Origin of the sequence: Flavobacterium plurextorum, assembly GCF_002217395.1 — a bacterium.
GTDB lineage: Bacteria > Bacteroidota > Bacteroidia > Flavobacteriales > Flavobacteriaceae > Flavobacterium > Flavobacterium plurextorum.
The window spans coordinates 115,063-137,727 of record NZ_MUHD01000029.1 but is presented as its reverse complement, the minus strand read 5'-3'; the positions used below and the strand labels follow the sequence as shown (position 1 = coordinate 137,727).

General features: G+C 33.2%; 18 protein-coding genes and 2 tRNA genes. 5 read left to right on the top strand and 15 right to left on the bottom strand.

The window, feature by feature from the left end; genetic code table 11:
• Positions 1 to 27 precede the first annotated feature (27 nt).
• Complete coding sequence (locus B0A81_RS16055; RefSeq protein WP_089058956.1) at positions 28 to 978, top strand: DUF3078 domain-containing protein; 951 nt, start codon at positions 28 to 30, stop codon at positions 976 to 978.
• Positions 979 to 1,142: 164 nt separating this feature from the next.
• Here the strand turns inward: B0A81_RS16055 and hflX are convergent, their stop codons facing one another.
• The 7 genes from hflX to B0A81_RS16015 all read right to left on the bottom strand — a co-directional run bounded on the left by hflX (position 1,143) and on the right by B0A81_RS16015 (position 11,686).
• Positions 1,143 to 2,381, bottom strand: a complete 1,239-nt coding sequence (gene hflX / locus B0A81_RS16045) for a GTPase HflX (protein WP_089058954.1) — start codon at positions 2,379 to 2,381, stop codon at positions 1,143 to 1,145.
• Positions 2,382 to 2,547: 166 nt separating this feature from the next.
• A complete protein-coding gene (locus B0A81_RS16040; protein WP_089058953.1) occupies positions 2,548 to 3,411 on the bottom strand; it encodes a hypothetical protein in 864 nt (287 codons plus the stop codon).
• Between the two features lie 121 nt (positions 3,412 to 3,532).
• A complete protein-coding gene (locus tag B0A81_RS16035; RefSeq protein WP_089058952.1) occupies positions 3,533 to 4,882 on the bottom strand; it encodes a DUF5689 domain-containing protein in 1,350 nt (449 codons plus the stop codon).
• A 16-nt stretch (positions 4,883 to 4,898) separates the two neighbouring features.
• A complete protein-coding gene (locus B0A81_RS16030; protein ID WP_089058951.1) occupies positions 4,899 to 7,715 on the bottom strand; it encodes a peptidase associated domain and porin domain-containing protein in 2,817 nt (938 codons plus the stop codon).
• 203 nt (positions 7,716 to 7,918) lie between these two features.
• Positions 7,919 to 9,136, bottom strand: coding sequence for an MFS transporter (locus B0A81_RS16025; RefSeq protein ID WP_089058950.1), 1,218 nt, complete (start codon positions 9,134 to 9,136; stop codon positions 7,919 to 7,921).
• A gap of 308 nt (positions 9,137 to 9,444) precedes the next feature.
• Positions 9,445 to 10,485, bottom strand: coding sequence for a Gfo/Idh/MocA family oxidoreductase (locus B0A81_RS16020; protein WP_089058949.1), 1,041 nt, complete (start codon positions 10,483 to 10,485; stop codon positions 9,445 to 9,447).
• A 130-nt stretch (positions 10,486 to 10,615) separates the two neighbouring features.
• The gene (locus B0A81_RS16015; protein ID WP_089058948.1) at positions 10,616 to 11,686 is read right to left on the bottom strand and encodes an NADH:flavin oxidoreductase/NADH oxidase; all 1,071 of its coding nucleotides are present in this window, start codon (positions 11,684 to 11,686) and stop codon (positions 10,616 to 10,618) included.
• Positions 11,687 to 11,885: 199 nt separating this feature from the next.
• On the opposite strand from B0A81_RS16015, the gene rseP reads away from it, so the two are divergent.
• The 3 genes from rseP to B0A81_RS16000 all read left to right on the top strand — a co-directional run bounded on the left by rseP (position 11,886) and on the right by B0A81_RS16000 (position 13,498).
• On the top strand, positions 11,886 to 13,226 hold the full coding sequence (gene rseP / locus B0A81_RS16010; RefSeq protein ID WP_089058947.1) for an RIP metalloprotease RseP: 1,341 nt from the start codon (positions 11,886 to 11,888) through the stop codon (positions 13,224 to 13,226).
• Positions 13,227 to 13,312: 86 nt separating this feature from the next.
• A tRNA-Asn gene (locus B0A81_RS16005) sits at positions 13,313 to 13,386 on the top strand.
• A 38-nt stretch (positions 13,387 to 13,424) separates the two neighbouring features.
• A tRNA-Asn gene (locus B0A81_RS16000) sits at positions 13,425 to 13,498 on the top strand.
• Between the two features lie 213 nt (positions 13,499 to 13,711).
• Here B0A81_RS16000 and B0A81_RS15995 read toward each other — a convergent pair.
• The gene (locus tag B0A81_RS15995) at positions 13,712 to 14,401 is read right to left on the bottom strand and encodes a tetratricopeptide repeat protein (protein ID WP_089058946.1); all 690 of its coding nucleotides are present in this window, start codon (positions 14,399 to 14,401) and stop codon (positions 13,712 to 13,714) included.
• 382 nt (positions 14,402 to 14,783) lie between these two features.
• On the opposite strand from B0A81_RS15995, the gene B0A81_RS15990 reads away from it, so the two are divergent.
• Entirely contained in the window at positions 14,784 to 15,179 is a 396-nt protein-coding gene (locus tag B0A81_RS15990) for a helix-turn-helix domain-containing protein (RefSeq protein ID WP_089058945.1), read from the top strand.
• Positions 15,180 to 15,269: 90 nt separating this feature from the next.
• On the opposite strand, the gene B0A81_RS15985 is transcribed toward B0A81_RS15990, so the two are convergent.
• From B0A81_RS15985 to B0A81_RS15955, 7 genes are all read right to left on the bottom strand, one after another.
• Complete coding sequence (locus B0A81_RS15985; protein ID WP_089058944.1) at positions 15,270 to 16,466, bottom strand: C1 family peptidase; 1,197 nt, start codon at positions 16,464 to 16,466, stop codon at positions 15,270 to 15,272.
• A gap of 211 nt (positions 16,467 to 16,677) precedes the next feature.
• Positions 16,678 to 17,865, bottom strand: a complete 1,188-nt coding sequence (locus B0A81_RS15980; RefSeq protein ID WP_089058943.1) for a BamA/TamA family outer membrane protein — start codon at positions 17,863 to 17,865, stop codon at positions 16,678 to 16,680.
• 71 nt (positions 17,866 to 17,936) lie between these two features.
• On the bottom strand, positions 17,937 to 18,902 hold the full coding sequence (locus B0A81_RS15975; protein ID WP_089058942.1) for a SphA family protein: 966 nt from the start codon (positions 18,900 to 18,902) through the stop codon (positions 17,937 to 17,939).
• Positions 18,903 to 18,960: 58 nt separating this feature from the next.
• Positions 18,961 to 20,154: a helix-turn-helix domain-containing protein gene (locus tag B0A81_RS15970; RefSeq protein ID WP_089058941.1), complete on the bottom strand. Its 1,194-nt coding sequence runs from the start codon at positions 20,152 to 20,154 to the stop codon at positions 18,961 to 18,963.
• A 144-nt stretch (positions 20,155 to 20,298) separates the two neighbouring features.
• The gene (locus tag B0A81_RS15965; protein ID WP_089053634.1) at positions 20,299 to 20,877 is read right to left on the bottom strand and encodes a DUF4136 domain-containing protein; all 579 of its coding nucleotides are present in this window, start codon (positions 20,875 to 20,877) and stop codon (positions 20,299 to 20,301) included.
• A 254-nt stretch (positions 20,878 to 21,131) separates the two neighbouring features.
• Positions 21,132 to 21,881 carry a DUF6515 family protein gene (locus tag B0A81_RS21555; RefSeq protein ID WP_123922197.1) on the bottom strand — a complete coding sequence of 250 codons (750 nt, stop codon included), beginning with the start codon at positions 21,879 to 21,881 and terminating at the stop codon, positions 21,132 to 21,134.
• 20 nt (positions 21,882 to 21,901) lie between these two features.
• Positions 21,902 to 22,642: a DUF2092 domain-containing protein gene (locus B0A81_RS15955; protein ID WP_089058940.1), complete on the bottom strand. Its 741-nt coding sequence runs from the start codon at positions 22,640 to 22,642 to the stop codon at positions 21,902 to 21,904.
• Positions 22,643 to 22,665: the final 23 nt, after the last annotated feature.

The following is a 22,665-nucleotide window of genomic DNA, read 5'->3' as shown; positions in this document are numbered from 1 at the left end:
TTGTTTATACACTTAAACTAAACAACTATGAGAAAGCTGACGTTATTACTCTTCATTTTAGCGAACTTTACTTTTGTTCAGGCACAAAATTCAGAAAAAGAATTAATTCAAAATACCGAAAAAGCGGTAAAAAAAATAAATGATACTATTGAGAAAGAAGGCTGGAAAGCAAAAGGAACCGTGTCTCTTTTGCTGAATCAGTCAAGCTTTAACAATTGGATTGCTGGAGGAGAAGACAGCTTTTCTGGAACTTTGGGAATCAATTATGATTTCAATTACAAAAAAGAAGATTTAACTTGGGATAACAAAGTTTTGGCATCATACGGTCTTCTTCAAACCAAAAATGATGACTACACAAAGAAAACAGATGACCGTTTAGAATTCAATTCTATAGTCGGGAAAAAAGCTTTTGGGCAATGGTATTACTCATACTTTCTAAATTTTAGAACACAATTTTCTACTGGTTACATCTATGATAAAGATGCCAATGGAAAGCAAATAAGGACCGAACAAACTAAATTTATGTCTCCTGGTTATCTTACAACAGGTCCAGGTGTTTACTGGACTAAAGATGACAATCTTAAAATAAATTTTGCGCCTCTAACTTCAAAATTCACTTTTGTAGACAACGCTTATACAACTGGAATCGATAGATTTACTGGTCTTCCATATGTTGATGGTTCATATTTTGGTGTTGATGCTGATAAAAGCATGCGTTACGAACTAGGTTTTTATGCTTCTGTTTATTATAAATTAGCAATCATGACCAACGTAACAGCTGAAAACACCTTAAATCTTTACTCTAATTATTTAGAAGATCCACAAAATGTAGACATCAATTACTCGCTGAATATTGTTATGAAAATAAACAAATTCCTTTCAGCAAACTTAGCCTTCCAAGCCATCTATGATGATAATGCGTTTGCAGGTCTTCAAACTAGAGAAGTATTTGGTTTAGGAGTTAATTTTGGATTCTAATTTGAAACTGCTTGTATTTTAGAACAAAGAACTCTACGTTTTTTTGTAAATCGAGTTTTTTATATAAACACAAAGTTCGCAAAGCTATATATAGATTTAGCTTTGCGAACTTTGTGTTTTTTTGGGGTTTTACTAAATTCTGACGCTCTCTGCGTTTACTGAATTTATTCCTGCTCCTCTTCTTCTTTTTCAACTGCATCCTTATAATCTGGATACAAAAATTTATTGTACGGGAATCTCGTTATATGAATCTGACGAACTGCTTCGTAGACCATTTCTCTAAATTCTTCAAAATTTTGCTTTTGTGTTGCCGAAATAAACAAAGTATTATTTTCTCCAACATTACTCATCCAAGTTTGTTTCCATTCCTCAAGTGTGTAATGTTTTCTTGTTCTTTCTGTAATCAAATCATCTTCATCAATAGTCAAGTGTCTATAAGCGTCGATTTTATTAAAAACCATAATTGTTGGCTTATCATTACTTTTGATTTCCTGTAAAGTTTGATTTACCGATTCGATATGATCTTCAAAATCTGGATGCGAAATATCTACAACATGCAAAAGTAAATCGGCCTCACGAACCTCATCAAGTGTACTTTTGAAAGAATCTACCAATTGTGTTGGCAGTTTTCGAATAAATCCAACGGTATCCGAAAGTAAAAATGGCAGATTTTTAATTACTACTTTTCGAACTGTAGTATCTAATGTTGCGAACAATTTGTTTTCGACAAAAACATCACTTTTACCAATGGCATTCATCAAAGTCGATTTTCCAACGTTTGTATATCCAACTAAAGCCACACGAACCATTGCACCGCGATTACTTCTTTGAATACTCATTTGTTTGTCGATTGTTTTGATCTTATCCTTCAAAAGCGAAATACGATCACGTACAATACGCCTATCTGTTTCAATCTCCGTTTCACCAGGACCACGCATACCAATTCCACCTTTTTGACGCTCAAGGTGTGTCCATAAACCAGAAAGTCTTGGTAATAAATATTGGCATTGCGCCAATTCTACCTGAGTTCTTGCGTATGAAGTTTCGGCTCTCTGCGCAAAAATATCCAGAATCAAATTGGTTCTGTCAAGAATTTTACAATCGATAATTCTTGAAATATTCTTTTGTTGAGATGGCGACAATTCATCATCAAAAATTAAAGTCGATATATTGTTTTCTTTTACAAAAAGATTGATCTCATCAATTTTTCCCGTACCAACAAATGTCTTCGGGTTTGGACGCTCCATTTTTTGCGAAAAACGTTTTATAACTTCACCACCAGCGGTAAAAGTTAAAAACTCTAACTCGTCCAAATATTCGTTAAGTTTTTCCTCACTTTGATTTTGAGTTACAATACCAACAATGGCAGTTCTCTCAAAATTTATAACTTCTTTTTCTAACATAGCTTTGAATAAGTTGCAAATTTAATGATTTGCCTGCTACTTACAATTATAGAATTAGGTTTTTAAATTGTATTTAAAAAGATAAGCCATTTATAAACCATGTTTTACAAAGGATTTTCTTTTCTAAAACTTGTTTACAAATGGCTTAAAATGATTTAAAACGTATTTATTCGTAAATAAAGGTTTTCTCTGTTTTTACAATTCCGTTTTCTTCAATTTGTGAACATGAAATTGGAAAATTTAATTTGTTGTATTTATATTTTCTGCTTACAGCAACTAAAACAGCAGATGACGGACTAAAATTCATTTCGTTGTTGTATGAAATTGACTCAAAGCTAAATTCATCTTCATGATAAGAAATCATTGGAACGATTACTTTATAATTGTCACCAAAAAGGCTTTGAACAATTAACTGATCTACAGATTTTTTATCATCATAAGTGAATGATTTAGAAATTTTATCTCCAACTAATCCTTTATGTTTAGATACATTATCGTTTACGTAAACATATTCGATTTTCCCGATAATTGCCTTGTTTCTATCACGAGAAGTACGCCTTACAATAATTCCATTTTCTACTATATATTCAATATCATCAACTAAATTCTGATGATTTGTACTTTTTTTCGTAGTTACTTTTACTCGAGCTCCTTCGTATATAAAAGTGACCACTTTTGTTATATAGTCAGGTCCTTCTTGGTATTTTTTTACAAATTTAGTAATGTTATTATCGGCATTATAAGTGTAATTAATAACTTCTTTCCAGTCGCTGCCTACTTTGTCTTTAACCGTCATATCAAGCAAACCATTTTTATTATAAAAAAAATGCTGAATAACGTCTGAAGTGGTAATTGTTTGAAGTTTACCATCTTTAAATACAACTGTCTTGTTTACAATTTCACCGTCTTTTGAGTTTTGGTAATTTGTTTTTACAATGTTGATTTGCTTTAATTTCACAGGAGTATCGTCCTGGCTATGTGCTAAGAGAGGAAATACCATCAATATGATGGCAATAAAGTAGATTTTCATTTTGTTTTTGTATTGATTTGGGATGACCAAAATACAAAATTCTGTCAAAAATTAACAATTAAAAGCTTAAAAAAGGTCAAAATGCTCTGCAGCAGATTAAAACTGAATTTCTAATTCTTTTTTACTTTTCTCCAAAAATCTTTACATCATCAACCATAAAAGCACCATTAAGCGTTTTGTCTTTTCCAGATCCTACATATCTAAAACCGATATGAATATTTCCTGAATAAGATGATAAATCGATACCGCCAGAACTTATAAATTGACGCACGGGAGTTGAAAGTGCAGGAATCTTTGCGTCCAGTTTTGTCCATTTTGCTTTTGTTATATTCGAACCATCAAAATTTGTTGAAACATAAACTTCTAATGTATTTAACGGCGAATCAACTTTTAAATCATGTTGCGCACTTCTAAAAGACAATACCGCATTCTTATATCCTGTTAAATTAATTTTAGGAGAAACCAGCCAAGCAATATTTTCTGCAGCAGTTGTGCTTGTGGTATTAAATTCGGCATAGCCATTTCCTGCATAAACGATACTCTTCCATAATTTTGTTGCTTTTTCTACAATATTACTCCACCCGGGAAGTGCAAAATTGACATTGTTTTTAACTGTTTGAAAATCTTCTGAAAAAAACGGAGTATTTCTTTTCCCATTCATTACAACATCATTTTCTGATCGTACCATCAATTGATAATCTGAACCATATTTGGTTAGAATTCCTCTAACTTTTCCACTTCCATTTGGCACAAAATGATCTGCGAATTTTGCATAACTGCTTGTTCTAAAAATAATTTGATTTCCCGTTTTATCACGAAGATTCCAATTTGTTGATCCTCCCACATTATTTGATTCTTCAAAATAATGGCGATCAAGAGCTGCTTCTGTAAACTCTACATCATTGAACTCTATTAATGTATTTAATTTACTATCTACGAGTGCTTCTTCTATTGAAAGCGACTCTACTAATTGGTTTTCATCAATTATAGTACACGAAGCATTTAATACATTCTTAAAATCATTTTGGGAAATTCTGCCAATTGCAGGATCACCTGAATTGCTAACATATAAACTTCCTATTCTTAAACCTCCATAATAAAGATCTGTGAATTGATTTTTGAGTTTTACATAAACTTTGTTCCCTAAGCGATAATCAATATAAGTATTTGAAACATCCACTGAAACACTAAACCCTACTGCGGGACTATTAACCGCTGCTTTTGTTTGCAGTGAAATAGTTTTAAAAAAATTTCCTCCTTCGTCGCTCGATACTACATATGCTTCAATAATATCATCATATAAATATTGCTTTGCAGTACTGCTTGAAAGCTCATACACCTTTTCGACTGTTTTATTAACGGTAAAATCTGGTTGTGTACAAACTAGTTTTGGAGTTTCAACTTCGGTGTTGCAGCTGAAAACAAATAGCAATACTGACGCAAAAAATGAGTTTAGAATTATATTTTTCATGATAAATAAATTTCGTTTATAAACCGATTGTGAGATTTAAGAAATAAGTTCTGCCGTAACCATAGTAATATTTTGGTCCAAAAGAAGGAGTTCCGCTGGATACATCTTGATTTAAAGCTCTAAAGTTTGCATTCCGCGCCTGTTCAAAACCGCCTGTTTTATACATTGAATTCAGAACATTATTGACGCTGGCAAAAAGTCCGATATATTTTTTATGAACCCGCCAAGATTTCCCTCCATTAATATTTAATAAGGTTATGGGATCAAATTTTTCTTGTTTTAATAATTCATTCCCTCTTTCAGATGTTGCTTCGGGAAAAGGAAATCCATTTGCGGGATTAATGTAAAACTGAGAAGTTCGCGAAATTGGAGAAACATCAATATAATTATCTGTCAAATAATTTATATTAGTTCCAATCCACCAAAATTTAGGATCACGATATTCCAAACCAACTGAAAAGGCGCTTTGAGGTGTTCCAGATTGTTTGTAGTTTTTAAGATAGGCGGAACCAAAGTCAAAAGTAGTCTGCGCTCCATTTTTTGTCGCATTCGCATCATTTGTAATCGATACATTTGGATTACTGTTGTAAACATAATTACCATAAGCGGTACTTAAGGTTGTTTTTAATGTTGATGAGATTTGATATTCGAAACTCAGCTCTGCTCCCGTATTTTTTTTGTCCAAATGTGTTAAAGTCTGACTTACAAAAGCATCAGTTGCATCATAACCTGCGCCATTATCAAAAATTCCTTCAGCATAGAAAAAAGACGTTTTTGACGTGTTTTTAATTAAAGTATAATAAGCCGTTAACCGCATTTTAAGTTTTGGAGAACTATACACATAATTGGCTTCGGCACTGCTTATGTTCTCACTTTCGATTCCGTTAACTATATTATTATTTAAACGTGAATTTGAAAATGTATTCCGAAGAGACGGCGCTCTTGTAAGATGAGCACCATTAAAAAACAGCCATTGTTTTCCCGAAATTTTATAAGTGAAGCCTCCTTTAAAACCAAAATTCTCAAAATTTACTTTCCCACTTTTCCCTAAGGATGTTGCGGCATAAATTCCGTTTTGATACAATCCTTCTCTTTGATAATTAGATACCGAATAAGATTGTGCCAAATAAAAATCGGTTCTCTTATAAGAAAATTTAAACTGTGTAAAAGCATCGATTGTATTGGCTAAAAAATTATAATTGTAACCAAAAACGTCTCCCTCTTTTACCTGTCTATTTGGGTTCTGCAGATCAGATTGAGAAAAATCTCCCTTATAAAATGGGTCGATATCTTCAAAATATTTTCCGCCGAGAAGGTCTAGTAAATATTGAAAATTATGCGATTTTAAATTTCGATATGTAACGCCTCCGTCAAAAGAAATATTTGGAGTAATCTGAGTATTTAAGTTAGAATTTACTGCAAAACTTTTATCATCCGTTCTATCTTCATATAAAATATAATGACTTTGCGCTGGCTCGTAACCATTTTGTCCTGGTTTTTGATTTGCAAAATACATGGCATTCCAATCTATTTGGGAATTTGCCAAAAATATGGTTTTACTTTTCTCTGCATTTTCATAATCTGGAGTAAATTCACCTGAAAACTCTCCTTTATCTTTTGCATAAAGTGAGCTAAAATAACTTGGCATTTTTCTATAATAAACTGGATCGGGACTATCTGCATTTTGATAATCAATATTACTGTTTCCAACTTTCCCAAATTGATACATTAAACTCGAATTTAGGTTTGTTTTTTCATCTATTTTAAAATAATGATTGAGCATAAAAAGAGGTTCTTCAACCTTTTTCACTCTTGCATTTCGCTTTTTTTCATTCTGAAATCCCCAGTACGAATTGTAGGTTTCGCCCATTAAACTAGTTACTTCTGCTGTATTTGGAGAATTTTTCCCACGGGAATTTGGCGTATAAAACCCTGTAAAATTGAGAGAATGTTTATTATTTAATTTCTTTTCGATGCTCATAAAAAAAGAATCGGCATCAAAATTTGTTCCTTCAAAATAACCTTCGCCTGCCCATCTTTTACCTACTGAAACCACATAAGCCCAACCCGAAGCATTCATTCCTGAAGCATATGTTCCAATTGCGCGTAAACTATAAGTTGTATTACTTCCTGAGAAGGTAAACTGTGCTCCTTTTCGATATAAAGAGGCTCGTGTAAAAATCTGCTGCGTTCCCAGAATACCGCCAAAAGTATAGTTTGAAGCTGCTGTTCCAATCGAAAAATCCTGATTGCGAAGCACATTATTTAATCCGCCCCAATTGTTCCATTGCGGTCTCCCATCGTAGATTTTATTCATCGTCATTCCGTTCAGCATCATGGTGCCGTTTTCGCTGTCCAGACCACGAATCCTAAATCTTGCCTGACTCCAATTAAATGCTGATGCTTGCATAAAAGCATCTTTTGAAGACTGCAAAAGCCCTGAAGTCATTTCTGACGAGCTGTTATCATCAGACAAATCACTATCTAATAAAGTTATCAATGCGGCAGGGACTTCATCTGAATAAATATCTTCTAACTGTAATACGCCGAGATATATAATCTGACCAAAATTTGAATGAATTTTTAGAAGTAAATCTTTGCAGTTTTGATTGTGAATCAAAAGCAGCTGTTCTCCTTCTATAGAAGAATGCAGTTCAAATTTGCCGCTTTTAGAAGTAAGTTTTGTTATAGAAGAATTTTGAATGCTTACTACAACATTCTCGAGAGGGTTTTGCGTTTTTGAATCAATAACAACTCCTCTAAAGATTGTTTCTTGTGCAAAAGCAAAACTAAAAGACCCTAGAATAAAAAAGACAATGTATTTTTTTACCATTAAAATTCCAATTTATTTTGAAAATTGTTTTCGGATATTAATCCTATTCAAAAAATAAAATTGGCTTTTGGAAAAGAGATTTGTCTTGTTGATAATACAAACAACAAAGAGTTCAAATATAGATAAATTATCGTAAAAGAAAATAAATTCTTACAAAATTTAAGGGTTACATATTAATTTATGAAGTCTGAAGGCAAAAATATTTAAGCTGTTGTTCTAATTTTAGAAACCATAAAGGCAATAAGAACACCAAAGATTCCGATAAAAGCAAAAGAAAACTGAAGCCCGAAATTTTGAGCAATATGTCCGATAACTGGCGGTCCCATTAAGAAACCTAGAAAACTAACACTTGAAACGATTGTTAATGCTTCTCCCGGCGGAACAGTTGGATTTTTTCCAGCCATACTGTAAACTGTGGGAACAATAGTTGCTACACCTAAACCAACTGCCATAAAGGCAATTGTACACGGAATAATATAAGGAAGAAAAACTGCTGTAAAAAGTCCCGCAGAAATTAAGATTCCGCTAATTTGCATTACACGTTCACGTCCAAATTTATTGATCAATCCGTCGCCTAGAAACCTTCCGCCGGCCATCATAATCATAAATGAAGTATATCCTAAAATAACTAATGGTCCAGGTGCTTTTACTATATCTTTAAAGTAAACGCCACTCCAGTCAAACATTACTCCTTCGCTTGCCATACTGCAAAATCCAATAACACCAAGCCAAATTAATGCGCTGTCTGGTTTTGTAAACAGTTTTTTCTTTTCGGCAGTATGTTTAATTTTTTCTTTGGCTTTGACCAAATATTTAAAATTAAAAACGACCATTAAAAGTACTACGCCGCCAACAATGAGAAAATGATGTAAAGGTGTTAAATTTAGTGCTAACATTCCCAATCCTACTAATGCTCCTGTAAATCCGGCAAAACTCCACATGCCATGAAACGAAGACATGATTGTTTTTTTAAAAAGAACTTCGGTATAAACACCTTGTGTATTAACAGCAATGTTTGCCAAGTTCCCGAATAATCCAAACAAAAACAGACCTAACGATAACTGCAGAGCTGACGTTGCTAATCCTAAATTTGCCAAGCATAGAACATACATAATTAAAGAAAATACCAAAATACGGTGACTTCCAAATTTAGTGACCATTTTACCTGAAAATGGCATGATAACTAACTGTCCCATTGGTAAGGCGAAAAGAATAGAACCTAAATCACCTTCGGTTAAGTGCAAAGCGGTTTTAATATCTGGAATCCTGCTTGCCCAAGTTGCAAAACTTAATCCCATTCCAAAATAAAACATTCCAACAGCAAAGCGAATTCGGTTCAGGTAAGAAGCTTTTGCTTCTCTAAAAACTTTCTTGATTTTTCCTTTTGTCTGGAATAGTTGTAATGGATTGAAATTTATCAAAATGGACGCTTTTTTAGGTTTGACAGTATAAAAGTACAAAAAAGAGATTTTATTGACTGCCAAACCCTACTAGTTCTACAAGTTATAACGTTGTAGTTTTATAAGTTGAAGCTATAAAATGTTTTTAACACATAAAAACATTCATTTTTACTAGACTCAAAAACAAGATTCGATGCATTAAAACGAACCCGTTGGGTATAAATATTTTTAACACAATAGGAACATAGATTTGTTTCTTATTGTTTCCTTTTTAGACATAGAAATCAATGTTTCTACGTGTTTAGTATGTTTACAAACTAGATTAAATCTTATAAGTTAATCGCTTTTTTCTCTGCATTACTTGCAATTGCAGCTTCGATGATCTGCATTACTTTTACACCGTCTTGCGCTGTAACCGGTTCTATTGTATCATTTGATATTGAATTAAAAACGCCATCGAAAAAAGAGAAATAATTTCCTTGAAGAGTTGGTACTTTTTCGCGAATCACTTTTCCGTTAATTTCAGTATGAAGTATTCCTTGTAAATCTTCAGATTCAGTTCCCCATGTTTCTAAATTGGGTTTCTTTCCTATTTTCAATTCATCTTCCTGAATGTCACCACGAGATTTTAAGAAGCTTCCCTTTTTTCCATGAATTGTGTATGCCGGATTAGCTTCTCTAACAAAGAAACCTGCTTTTAAACGCACTCTAAAATCTTCATAAATCAATAATAGATCAATCCAGTCATCTACTAAAGAATTTTCTCTTGTAATTCTGATATCTCCAAAAACTGATTTGGGAGAGCCAAATAAACAAACTGCCTGGTCTATAATATGGGGACCTAAATCTTTTAGAACTCCTGCTCCATCATTTGCAGTTTCTTTATGCGCTTTTGGGCTCAATAAAGGATTGTATCTGTCAAAATGAATTTCGGCTTCTACCAAATCTCCTAAAACTCCGTTATGAATTATTTTTTGGACGGTTTTAAAATCGCTGTCCCATCTTCTGTTTTGAAAAACGGCTAGTTTCAGTCCTTTTTCTTTTGCTAGTGCAGCAAGTTCTTCGGCTTCGGCAACAGTTGTTGTAAAAGCTTTTTCTACAACGGCATGTTTTCCCGCCAAAAGTACTTTTTTGGCATACTCATAATGAGTTCCAACTGGTGTATTTACAATTACCAAATCAACATCATCGGCTAATAAATCATCGATTGAAGGATAACTTTTTACCTCTGGATAATCTTCCTGAATGAGTTTTTTACTTCTTTCCCAAGATCCCAATAACTCAAAACCGGGATGAATATCTAAAAATGGAGCGTGAAAAACTTTCCCTGACATTCCGTATGATAATAGTGCTGTTTTAATTTTTTGCATGTTGTTTTAGTTTTTTGCCACAGATTAATGTGATTAAAAAGGATTTCTTTTTTGCCACGAATTATACGAATTTTTAAAGTTTTCGAACGCAGCGATTTGTAAAATTCATGTAATCTGTGGCCAAATAAATTTATAGTTTAGCTCTTTCGTATTGTTCCGGCCAGTGAATATCGTCGTTTAATGCTGCGGCAAAATCTAAAGGTAAGTTAGGGTTTCTTAATGATGCTCTGGCAAACAAAATTAAATCGGCTTGACCATTATTAAGGATTTCTTCGGCTTGTTTTGCTTCAGTAATTAAACCAACTGCGCCTGTGGCAATCTGTACTTCTTTTTTGATTTTTTCTGCAAAATGAACTTGATAACCTGGACCAACAGGGATTTTTTGATGTGAAACCAATCCTCCTGATGAAACATCGATTAAATCAACTTCTTTTTCTTTTAAAATTTTTGAAAGTTTTACAGACTCTTCAAGATTCCAGCCTCCTTCTGCCCAATCTGTTGCTGAAATTCTAACGATTAGAGGGAAATCTTTTGGCCATTCTGTTTGAACAGCTTCTAGAATTTCAAGCGTAAAACGGATTCTATTTTCAAAGCTTCCGCCGTATTCATCAGTTCTAACATTTGTTAAAGGCGATAAAAACTGATGTAACAAATATCCGTGTGCGGCATGAATTTCTAAAACTTTATATCCAGCTTCAACAGCTCTTTTTGTTGCTGTCTTAAAGTCAGTAATTACTTTTTGAATTCCGTTTTGGTCTAAAGCTTCTGGAAGAAATGGCTCGTTATCATGATAAGGAATCGCACTTGCTCCAACAGTCTGCCATCCGTCATGATCGACATCTAATTTTTTATTTCCAAGCCACGGAGCCGAAACACTTGCTTTTCGTCCTGCATGTGCCAATTGAATTCCTGGAACCGAATTTTGAGAACTAATAAATTCGGTAATCTGTTTTAGTTTATTAATATGTTCCTCTTTCCAAATTCCAAGATCAGCTGGAGAAATTCTAGCTTCTGGCGAAACTGCTGTCGCTTCCTGAATAATCAATCCTGCGCCTCCGCTGGCACGGCTTCCTAAATGAACCAAATGCCAATCGTTTGCAAAACCATCAACAGCCGAATATTGACACATTGGCGAAATAGCAATTCTATTTTTTAAGGTTATATTTTTGATTACTAAAGGAGAAAATAATTGTGATGCCATATTTGTAACTTTTAATGGTTTTGTGCTACCAATTGAAATGACAGCATCTTAAAACGTAAAGTTACGGCATCTTGTTAAAACGAGAAATTTAAATGTTTGTTTATTAACAAACATTTAAAACCTTAAACGTTATCTTGCGGTCTTAAATTAAAATGGAAAACGCTACTTTTGTGCGTTAAATACGAACTAAAATTATAAAATGGATATAGTTATCAAACTCTCTCAATTTCTATTGAGTTTATCTTTACTTATTATTCTTCATGAATTAGGGCATTTTATCCCTGCAAAATTGTTTAAAACAAGAGTCGAAAAATTTTACTTATTTTTTGATGTTAAATATTCGCTGTTAAAAAAGAAAATTGGCGAAACGGAATACGGAATCGGATGGTTACCGCTTGGAGGTTATGTAAAAATCTCTGGAATGATCGATGAGAGTATGGACAAAGATCAAATGGCTTTGCCTCCGCAGCCTTGGGAATTTCGTTCTAAACCAGCTTGGCAGCGTTTGATTATTATGCTGGGTGGTGTTACGGTAAACTTTATCCTTGCATTTATCATCTATATAGGAATGGCATTTGCTTTTGGAGATACGTATGTGGCTAATGCCGATTTGAAAGACGGAGTTTATATTGAAAATCCCGCAATGATTAAAGCCGGATTTAGAACGGGTGATAAAATTGTTTCGATTGACGGTAAAAAAGTTGAAAACTTTGACAACGACATGAACATAAATGTGATCATGGCTAAGAATGTCGTAATTGAAAGAGATGGAAAACAACAAACAATTAATATTCCAAGTGATTTTGTTGATCAATTATCTAAATATGAAAAAGGATTACTAATTGGTATCAGAATGCCTTTTGTTGTGGGTAAGATCACCGAAGATTCTGAGAACACTTCTTTGAAAGCAAAAGATTTGATTACATCCCTTAATGGTCAAAAAGTAAAATATTTTGATGAAGCTAAAGTTATTTTAGAGGCAAACAAAGGAAAAACAATTCCTGCTGTTGTTTTACGCGATTTAAAAGAAACTCCTATTACGGTAAAGGTTTCTAATGCTGGAAAGCTAGGAATTGGTGTGGGTACTTTAGGAATGGAATCTTTAGAGAAATTAGGATACTATAAAGTGAGTACAAAAGAATATGGTTTCTTGGAATCTATTCCTGTAGGAATAGAAAAAGGAAAAGATCAATTAGTAGGTTACGGAAAACAATTGAAAATGATTTTTAACCCTGAAACAAAAGCTTACAAACAAGTAGGTGGTTTTGCGGCGATTTATAACATTTTTCCAAGTTCTTGGAGCTGGGAAACTTTCTGGTCAATCACAGCTTTGCTATCAATTATGCTTGGAGTTATGAATTTATTGCCAATTCCGGCACTTGATGGCGGTCATGTGATGTTTTTATTATACGAAATAATTAGCGGTAAAAAACCAAGCGATAAATTCCTTGAAAACGCCCAAATGGTTGGCTTCGTACTACTTATAGCGTTACTTTTGTTCGCAAATGGAAACGATATTTACAAGGCAATTATGAAGTAGAAAAAAAAATTGAGAAAAAGAGTTAAAATATTTTTGAGAAACTAAAAAATCGATTATATTTGCACTCGCTAAAAAGAGCAACATCTTCCTCCTTAGCTCAGTTGGTTAGAGCATCTGACTGTTAATCAGAGGGTCCTTGGTTCGAGCCCAAGAGGGGGAGCAACTTTTTTTAGCAAACATATTTACCTTTAAGGTGATTCCTCCTTAGCTCAGTTGGTTAGAGCATCTGACTGTTAATCAGAGGGTCCTTGGTTCGAGCCCAAGAGGGGGAGCTTATTAAATACCACTTACAAACGTAAGTGGTATTTTTTTTTACAATTCTAGTTTATTAATTAGATCTCCAAAAACAAAGTTGGTTTTACTTTGTGTCAAAAATAAAGACTGCACTACTAATTACTTTAAAGTCCCAACTACTATTATCACTAAATGGCTTAAAAAAAAGACTATCATTTCGATAGTCTTTTTTTGTTTCAATACATTATTCTTTATTTTTTAGCGATTTCATTGTTCCCGTTTTTACTTTCGAACAACTTCATCATTTCTTCAGCCTTTTCTATTTCACTTATTGCTTTTAAAGATTGTGCATATCTAAAATAAAATACTGCATCTAAATTTGCCTCAAGCTCAATAAGCTTTGAATAGTACTTGGCTGCTTCTTCGTAATTATCTTCAAAATAGTACTTGTCAGCCACTTTTTTAAGCATGTCTACAGATTTGTATCCTTTATCCAAAACATGAGCATAAGTGTTTAAAATATTTATGTTTGCCGAGTTCTCCGTATATGCCGGCATAACAACGTCTACTTTTATTGGATTAATTTTTTGCGACATGGTATCAACAATAGCTTTCGACGGCAATATCATCTCTGTTTTTCTAACTTTTGCCTTTTTGTATATTGGAGTAACGGTTCTTGTATTATTTGGTCCAAGATCGTTCGTATATACCATATCAAGCTTTGAAACTTCATACTTTGTTGTTCTTTTTCCAAAAGGCATATTTATTATCTCTACAACCAAATAAGAATCAATAACAAGATCTTCATTTGATTTGCTATCAACTTTTGACTGCGTTTTTCCAGTTCCAGCATGAGCAATAGTCTGCTCTAAAGACTGAGCGTAACAACTAAAAGAAAAAACGCATACAATTACTCTAAAAAGTACTGCATTTGTTTTCATGATGATTTGATTTTGATTAAAAGGGTCGTAATACTATATAAAGGTACCGCATTACAAACTTTTTATTTGAATATGACTACGAACTGCGTCAAAAAACGTTTAAATGCAGAATCACGCTTAAAAGCAGCAACTAATTAGTACAAAAAAAGCACTGCAAATTGTATTGCAGCGCTTTTTTATTTTTCTAAAAATTTGAATCAAACTTATACTCCTATTTTTTTAACAGCTTCCAATTCATTTATAATTTAGTTTTCAATCTCTGTATGTGCGAAAAATTGTATTTTTGTTTTGTCCTGAAATCGCAGCAAATTGTATCGTACAAAAATATCTTGTATTTTATAGCACCCATCCTTTTTTCAGGAATTTTAAATATCTTTGAATTATGAGCACACTAACAAAACCAAATCATATAGGGCGAAAAATAAGCCGTATTCGTGAACTTCGCGATATGAAACAGGAAGCTTTGGCACAGGCTTTAGGCACAACCCAGCAGACTATTTCGATTATTGAAAACAGCGAAACAGTTGATGATGAAAAACTTCAGGCAATTGCCGAAATATTAGGCGTAACTGTTGAAGGAATTAAAAATTTCTCTGAAGAAGCGGTTTTAAACAATATTCAAAATAATTACGACGGTTCTGTTATTAATGGTGGACCAGTAGTAAATCATAATTGCAATTTCAATCCTCTTGATAAAGTCGTAGAACTTTTCGAACGTTTGGTTCAGGCTGAGAAAGATAAAGTTGAATATTTAGAGAAGTTGTTGAAAGGGAAATAGAACTTTCTTTTTAAAACACAATTATCATAAAAAAAAGCGCTGCAAATTCTATTGCAGCGCTTTTTTATTTTTCAAAAGTTTGAATCAAACTTACACTCCTAATTTTTTAGCAATGTCAGTTGGAATTCCTCCTTTATTTACCATTAAGGCAGTAGTTTTATATTTTACGAAATTCTTAGTTACAAATAAGAAACCTTTGTAGTCATTTGTTTCTCCCCAAGAATTTTTTACGATATAGTATTCTTTACCTGATTGATCTTTTGCAAGTCCAATAATATGCATTCCGTGGTCATCTGTTGTTGTGTAGTTATCAAACGCTGTTTGACGCATTTCTGGAGTGATTTCTGGTTCTGCTTTTGGTCCGTTAAACATATCTGCTTTTTCTTCGGCTGTCATGTCATCAAATTTCTTTGTTGCAACGTAAGCCACACCATTTTTCCAGCTGAAACTTTTCTCGCTCACATCTGTCGCCCATGCAACTGTATATCCTTTTTTCAAAGCATTGTCAATTACATCTGTCATATCGTTTACTTTTACGTTGTAAACTTGATCTAATGACCAGTTGTCTGGCACCATCATAGTTGTTTTTTGGTAATATGGAGATGTTGTAAAAGATGACATTTCGATATACTCGTCTGGATTAATTCCAACTACTTCTTTAGCGAAAGATTGTGGTGTATAATTTTTTCCTTTATAATTAAAATTATCCGGCACTTTTCCTAAATATGAATCAATAACGGCTGCATACGCTTTTTGCCAGTTTGGTGTTAATTCACCATTTGGATTTTTAACTACCGCCGCAAGAACTGCTTCGATTAAAGCTCCCATTTCACCAAATTTATTTTTGTCTGTACCGTAGTTTAATCCTGTATAAACTTCTCTAGGAACAGTTCCGTATTTTTTATACATATTGATTACATCATGCAAAGCACCACCATCACCTAGAGAAATCGCTCCATGCATACGAACATAATTCACTCCTTTTTCTACATAAACATTTCTTGCAGAAAAAATTTGAGACAACTCTACTGGTTGTTTTCCTAAACGAATCATTTCTGACTCTAAAAATGAGTTTGTTGAGTAACTCCAACAAGTTCCTGATGATCCTTGAGATTTTACAGAAGTTGTTCCTAAGTTAATTACTTCAGTGAATTTAAAGTTCTCTTTACTTTTATCACTTGCATTCAGCTTTAATGAATTTACCAAAATGTCCTGCGCAAAACAGCTGCTCACACCAACCAAAAATGCTGATGCAACGAAAACTGATTTCATCGTAATTTTATACATAATCAATGATTTAAATAGTTGACTAATTAGTAGCCTTTATTTTATTTTTGTTACAAAACAATTAAATATTAAAGTATTTGTGCGAAACACAACTGTTAATTTTTTCTTAATATCTCTTATTATCAAAGTATTTATTACAAAAAGCCTCTATAGAGATGTCTACAGAGGCTTTTGTATTATATTTTTAAAAAGTAACTTCTTACATATTTTTTTATCTTAACCAATTACTGCCAAAAACAATGTAATAAGCCCAATCTTCTGGACCTTTTGCAACATCAACTCCCATTCTGAGTTTAAACTTTCTGGCAACTAAGTATCTAAACCCTGTTCCGTAGCTGTAAACTACAGGTTTTGCAAAAGCTTTATCCCAATCATTAAATGCGCTTGCTACACCGCCAAATCCCATTAAACTCCATCTTCTGTACAAATCCCAACGTAATTCTCCTTCGGTTACAATACTGGTTTTACCTTGATATCGGGCTGCAGGAATTCCTCTTAAATTAATACCTGGACGAAGATAAAAAGGCGGACTTCCAAACGCCTGCTCTCCTTCTATCCTAAGTCCGCCGATTAATTTTTTTGTTAAAGGATAATAGCCTATTGCTGATAAATTAACGCGCCAAGCATCATAATCACTGCCTATTGCATCATCTGACCAAAAAAAGTCTGACTGTAGTCTTATCCCTTTATCTGGTGTAAATATATTATCGCGTCCATCAAACTGAATGGCGGCTCCAAGCTGGCTTACGGTACTTTTAATATCTCCTGGCTGAACAAATGGCGGAGGGATATTGATGTCTGGTAAATTTATTTTAGAATTTAAAAGAAGATATTGCGGCCCAGCACTCCATTTCGCGTTTCTAAACTGCTTTAACCATTGTGTATAAAAAACAGTAGATCTAAAATTGAGTTTGAATTCCTGATCTTTTCCATTTGGCAGATTGTTTTCGTAAAATGATAAGTTCATATCGCCATAGCCTGCCATAACGCGATATAGTATTCTGGGTTTAACTAAAGTTGCAGAACGAAAAGCACCTGCCATCCAGCTTTTATTTCCAGTATACATCCCAATTCCACCTGTTATATCTGGATTTATAAATCGTTTTTTTCCATTTTCATCTATTACCGGCGGGCGCTTTTTAAGAAAAATTGGTACCAATGCTCCTCCTATTCCTCCCAAAGCCGGTTCGGTAATAACAGTTGGCACTACAATAAAACCATGTGCATAAATGATATAATCACTCAAATCGAAAGCTCCATCTAGAGAATCTTTTACACTTATATGCTGTTTTTGTCCCATAATTGTATGACACGAAAAAAGACAAAATGCAAAAATGAAAATTAATTTCTGAAAAAAAACTCTGTTTTTTATCACTGGATCTGAATAGTTTTTTTTCATTTAAATTAATTTAAGATTTATTGATTTTATAAATAAGCATCAACCATTTAACCAGCGATTAGTTTCTTAAACTATTCTTTTGCAAAGCTGAAGACATGAGCCAATGTTAGAAAAAAAGTATTTCCTTGAAATCTGTTCACAGCACCAATCTCTGAAACCCATCGCAATCCTGCAGATGTTTTACAGCCAATATGAAAGTAGTTCACCTCAGCACCTAATGCTCCAACTCTATCTTTGCTTGGTTCAAGCACTAGAGTTCCCGCCGGAATTTCATCATGTGATACTTTATACTGCAAATAGTAAATTAATCCCGCATTAAGTATTCCTTTTGGAGCGGTTTTTTCTGCATTCATCATATAAAATGTTTTACCTAAACCGCCTTCAATACTTAAAATATCTCCTGTTTTTATATTAGTGTCTTTCTTTTTACCATTCATTTCGTAAGCAGCTAAAGCCGAAAAATGAAATGTTTTTTTATCATTAAAAAACAAAGTCGTTCCTGCCGAAAGTTCATTCATAAACATTCCAAGTCCGCTATTATTACTTGCTCCCAGTTCATATTTTCCTGTTGGAAGATATAATTGATAACTGAAAACAAAATCTGCTCTTTTATTATGCCAGCCTAATTGAATTGGCTGCACAAGCATATCTGTAAAAGCAAAAGGACTTTTTGAATCTACATAACTGCCCTGAATAGTATTTGATGCAAAAGCGAATAAAATACTTGCTCCGTAATTGGCTCCTAAAATTTTGAAATCACTTACATAATTAGCTCCAACACCCGTAATAAACATGTTGATATCTGGATTTGCAATTGATTTATCTCCATCAGAATTCCGTAAGGAACCGGCTTCATAAAAATACCCCGGCACATACAAACTTAAATTATTGGCTGGTGCTTGAGTTCCAGACTGTAATCCAGATGATCCAAGTATGTGCCCGCCTTTTAATTGCGAGTAGCCAAAAAAATAAGCGAATAAAAGAATTAATGTCAGTGTTGATTTTATTTGTGTGTAACTATTAAATTTCGTTGTCATAATCTCTTAATTTAAATTTAGTACTTCTTCAAATTCAATCTCTGCAGACAATTCTTTTTTAGTTTGGAGACTGTTTTAAAAAATAGGCAGTTGACTTTTCAGGACTAATTCTGATAACTCTAAAATATTCTGAAGGAGATTTTCCAGTATGTTTAATAAAAGCTCTAAAACAAGTTGTTCGAGACTTAAATCCTGAAGCCCAAGCCATTCCTTCTAAGGATAAACCTTTCCAGTCAGAGTCATTGATTTTTTCTTTAAAAAACTCAATTCTTTTTAAATTAATATAGTCTTGAAAGTGAAGATTAAATTCTGAGTTAATTAAATTAGAAAGATTGTTAACTGAAATTCCTGTTTCATCAGCTACATCACGAATTACTAGATCTTTTTTCAAAAAGAGTTTTTTCGAATCAAATATGCTTTCTAATTTAGTTATATAGATTTGTTTTTTTTCTGGAGTTAACTCTTTAACAATTGGCAAGCTGTTTTTTACTTCTCTAGATGCAACGGTAATCAGATTGTCCTCAACAAAATCGAGAGTATCAACCGTATTCTTGTCATGAAAAATATGAGGCGTAAAATAAAGCCATCCGACAGTAAAAATAAGAACTAGTGAAATTAAAACACAGCAGGAAAAATCGATAGTACCTGTTTTACTAATCAAAAAGAAATGCACAAAGAGAGTTGAGAATAAAAACAAGATCATCAAATTATAAATTCTGATCCATTTTAAAGTCTTTATTTTATGAAGATGATTGCCTTTAAATTTTTCTAAATCATAATTTAAAATCATCATAGTCTGGCAAAAAGCATACATCAACCAAGTACCCAAACTCAAGATAGAGAAAGGACTGTTGATTTTGGCAGAAACATAAGCAATAAAATTACTATCACTATAATTTCCTATCCAAACTAAAACTGTGAGCAAAAAGTAAACGACAAATGGTACAAAATGAAGCCAGTCAAATTTTTTAAAAACGATCTCCGGGAACAAAACACTTCTCACGTACAAAAATGCACTGGGAGCCGCTAGAAAAATAAATGATTTTGTAATCATAAATAAATCAGGAAAGGCTTTAAAAATATTTGCCGATAAATAGAAATTGTAAATACTGACAACGGTCAGGCTAAACAAAAATAGTCCTAGAAAAAAACTTTTTGAGTAGTTTTTCTTTGAAAACAGAACCATAAAAGAGGTTGCAAAACCAACAATTGCTGCTATAAAAAAGAAAATTGAAAGTACTATATCGGCCATACGCTTTAAGCTTAATATAATGAATATCTTCCTTTTTTATTGAGTATCTAAATACTTAAAAAAAAAAGTTACAGTTCACATTTTCATAACCGCTGCACTTGTTCTAAACGAAAAGTACAGCTGTTATGGAAATAAGTTTCAAAGCTATTTTTTTGCTAAGCCTGGAGGAAATCCTGCTAATATTTTTTTAATAGAACTATTAATAAATTCTTCAGGATTATCTGGTTTATTGTCTATTTCGGCATTTCCTATTCCTTGCCAAACCAGTTTGTCTGTTTTTGTAGAAACTATATCAATGACCAATGAGCCGTCAACATAATCATAACTATTAAATGTTGTGTTTGCGCCGCCCATCATTGCGCCGCCTCCCCAATATCCGTATGGACGATACATTCCGCCATATCCATAAAAATCTGTGTTAGCAGAAACTGAGGTTTTATTTTTTAAGATTGAAACAGCATTTACTTTTAAGTCAGGATTTGAACTTTCAGTAAATCCTTTTGAGATCATTTCAGCACGAATTGCTTTCGTAACTCGGTCAATATTTAGCTGGTTTACTTGACCTTGTTGTGTTTTTAAATCATAAACTGCAAAAGTTTTATATTCACTAAAATTTGCGGCATGATCATAATCAGTTGTAACTTTTACTGTTGGGGAGCAGCTATAAAGTAAGCCCAATACTATCATTGGGATTATGCGAAGATTTGTTCTTTTAATATTCATAGTGTGGTATTTAAATTAATGATTAAATTAGTTTAACTTCAAATTATTAAAATTCCGAAAAATCTGAGAATGAACGTCTATATAACTCTTAAACTGTATGTTACCAATGTTAATTTTTCGTAAACAGCTTATTTTTACACTCTCAAAGATAAATTATTTTATTTAATTTAACATAATTGTTTGCAAAATATTCTTACTTATTTTTATCAAACATTCCTTTTCTAAAACAAATTAAATTAGCAGTTGAACCTTTTCTATTTACCTTGTACAACTACATAACTATCTTGACCGTCTTGTGAAATTGGCTGATAGTAAACATTATTATAAATCATATATTTTTGCCCGTCTATTGTTTTCTCTTCAGATCCTTCCGGCAAATGTGTAACTATAGCTCCTACGGGCGCATTTACTACTTTATATTTTGAGGTATCTTTAGTATAATAAGTTCCTCCATAGTAATAATAGTCAACACCAGAGACATTAATGGTCACATAACCTTTTGGCAATTCAGAAATAGTTGCTCCCAAAGGTGCTGGAACTACTTTGTAACCGCCTGAATCTTTTACATAATAAACTCCATCATCATAATTGTATTGATTATCCTCAACTGAAATGATAATTGCGGCTGTAGTCAATGTGGCCGCAAAAAATCCTATCGGATACCATGTTGGTCCCCAATAATAAGGAACAAACGGATGATAGATGTAAGGATACGGCACCGGATAAGGATGAAACGGAGGCGGAGGCAATGGTCTAGGATAAGGATGCGGAGGTATTGGTCGCGGTCCAGGCGGAATTGGACGCGGACCTGGAGGTATTGGTCTTGGCGTAGGTGGAATTGGTCGTGGTGATGGCGGATGTATCGGCATTGGTCTCGGCATCACTGCGTGAGGTGTAAAATGACCAAATCGTTGTGCATTTGCAGATTCTGGAACAATCAGCATTATTACAAATACTACAGCAGCAACAAATACTTTTATATGTTTTAGTAAATCTAATTTCATGGTTGTAGAATTTTAGATGATTATTTTTTCGTTTCTCTTTCCTTAAGGGGAACTTTTACAGCCTTTGGCGGGGCTGCAAATTCAAACATATAATCGGGGAAATCTGGATTTACAACCCAATCTTTGTATACCGCTTCATATTGAGGCTTGTCTTTATCATTAGTATAAACTATTACCATTTTTACAGGCAGGAAAAAATCATCGCTTCCAATCCAGAATTGAAAACTTTTGTTTTTATCTGCACCAGCAATATGAAAACATTCTTTGTCGTCAATAATAGTTTTACCTAAATAAATTAAGTTTCCTTTTTCTGCCTTAAGATCATCTAAGAATGTTTCGTAAAAAAAATCAGCCGCAGGAAATTCAATTCCGAATTTTTTGCTGGTTTCGTCAATGGTTTCTATAACCGTTTTTGGTGCGGCTGCAGTTGCATATGTATTATTATCAAAAGAATAATAGTATAAACTCTTGCCGTTATACCATAAACTTCTGTTTCCTTTATCTCCAGTTGAAGTAATTTTTAGTTTATCTGGAAATTTGATCGAAACTTTTTCATTTATCGAGTGCTTAATTAATCCGAGACTTTCGTTAGAAATATCGTAAGTCATTATCGATTTAAAACTGCATGATTTTATGTATTGCAATGATTCTGTGGTTCTATGCAAAATATAAACTGCTGCAGAATCAATTCTTGTTGTCTGGCTTTGCATTGTAATTGTTATAATAGCAAAACCGATTAAAAACATAATTTTTTTACTCATACTTACAATTATTTAATTAACGA

Excerpts from the sequence above, each read along its gene's own strand:
- B0A81_RS16015 (WP_089058948.1), bottom strand. The coding sequence starts at position 11,686 with ATGGCATCACAATTATTTTCTCCTTTAGTAATCAAAAATATAACCTTA.
- B0A81_RS16030 (WP_089058951.1), bottom strand. The coding sequence starts at position 7,715 with ATGGTAAAAAAATACATTGTCTTTTTTATTCTAGGGTCTTTTAGTTTT.
- B0A81_RS16055 (WP_089058956.1), top strand. The coding sequence starts at position 28 with ATGAGAAAGCTGACGTTATTACTCTTCATTTTAGCGAACTTTACTTTT.
- B0A81_RS15975 (WP_089058942.1), bottom strand. The coding sequence starts at position 18,902 with ATGACAACGAAATTTAATAGTTACACACAAATAAAATCAACACTGACA.
- B0A81_RS15995 (WP_089058946.1), bottom strand. The coding sequence starts at position 14,401 with ATGAAAACAAATGCAGTACTTTTTAGAGTAATTGTATGCGTTTTTTCT.
- B0A81_RS15985 (WP_089058944.1), bottom strand. The coding sequence starts at position 16,466 with ATGTATAAAATTACGATGAAATCAGTTTTCGTTGCATCAGCATTTTTG.
- B0A81_RS21555 (WP_123922197.1), bottom strand. The coding sequence starts at position 21,881 with ATGAAATTAGATTTACTAAAACATATAAAAGTATTTGTTGCTGCTGTA.
- B0A81_RS15970 (WP_089058941.1), bottom strand. The coding sequence starts at position 20,154 with ATGGCCGATATAGTACTTTCAATTTTCTTTTTTATAGCAGCAATTGTT.
- B0A81_RS15980 (WP_089058943.1), bottom strand. The coding sequence starts at position 17,865 with ATGAAAAAAAACTATTCAGATCCAGTGATAAAAAACAGAGTTTTTTTT.
- B0A81_RS15955 (WP_089058940.1), bottom strand. The coding sequence starts at position 22,642 with ATGAGTAAAAAAATTATGTTTTTAATCGGTTTTGCTATTATAACAATT.
- B0A81_RS15965 (WP_089053634.1), bottom strand. The coding sequence starts at position 20,877 with ATGAATATTAAAAGAACAAATCTTCGCATAATCCCAATGATAGTATTG.
- hflX (WP_089058954.1), bottom strand. The coding sequence starts at position 2,381 with ATGTTAGAAAAAGAAGTTATAAATTTTGAGAGAACTGCCATTGTTGGT.
- B0A81_RS15990 (WP_089058945.1), top strand. The coding sequence starts at position 14,784 with ATGAGCACACTAACAAAACCAAATCATATAGGGCGAAAAATAAGCCGT.
- B0A81_RS16040 (WP_089058953.1), bottom strand. The coding sequence starts at position 3,411 with ATGAAAATCTACTTTATTGCCATCATATTGATGGTATTTCCTCTCTTA.
- B0A81_RS16020 (WP_089058949.1), bottom strand. The coding sequence starts at position 10,485 with ATGCAAAAAATTAAAACAGCACTATTATCATACGGAATGTCAGGGAAA.
- B0A81_RS16035 (WP_089058952.1), bottom strand. The coding sequence starts at position 4,882 with ATGAAAAATATAATTCTAAACTCATTTTTTGCGTCAGTATTGCTATTT.
- rseP (WP_089058947.1), top strand. The coding sequence starts at position 11,886 with ATGGATATAGTTATCAAACTCTCTCAATTTCTATTGAGTTTATCTTTA.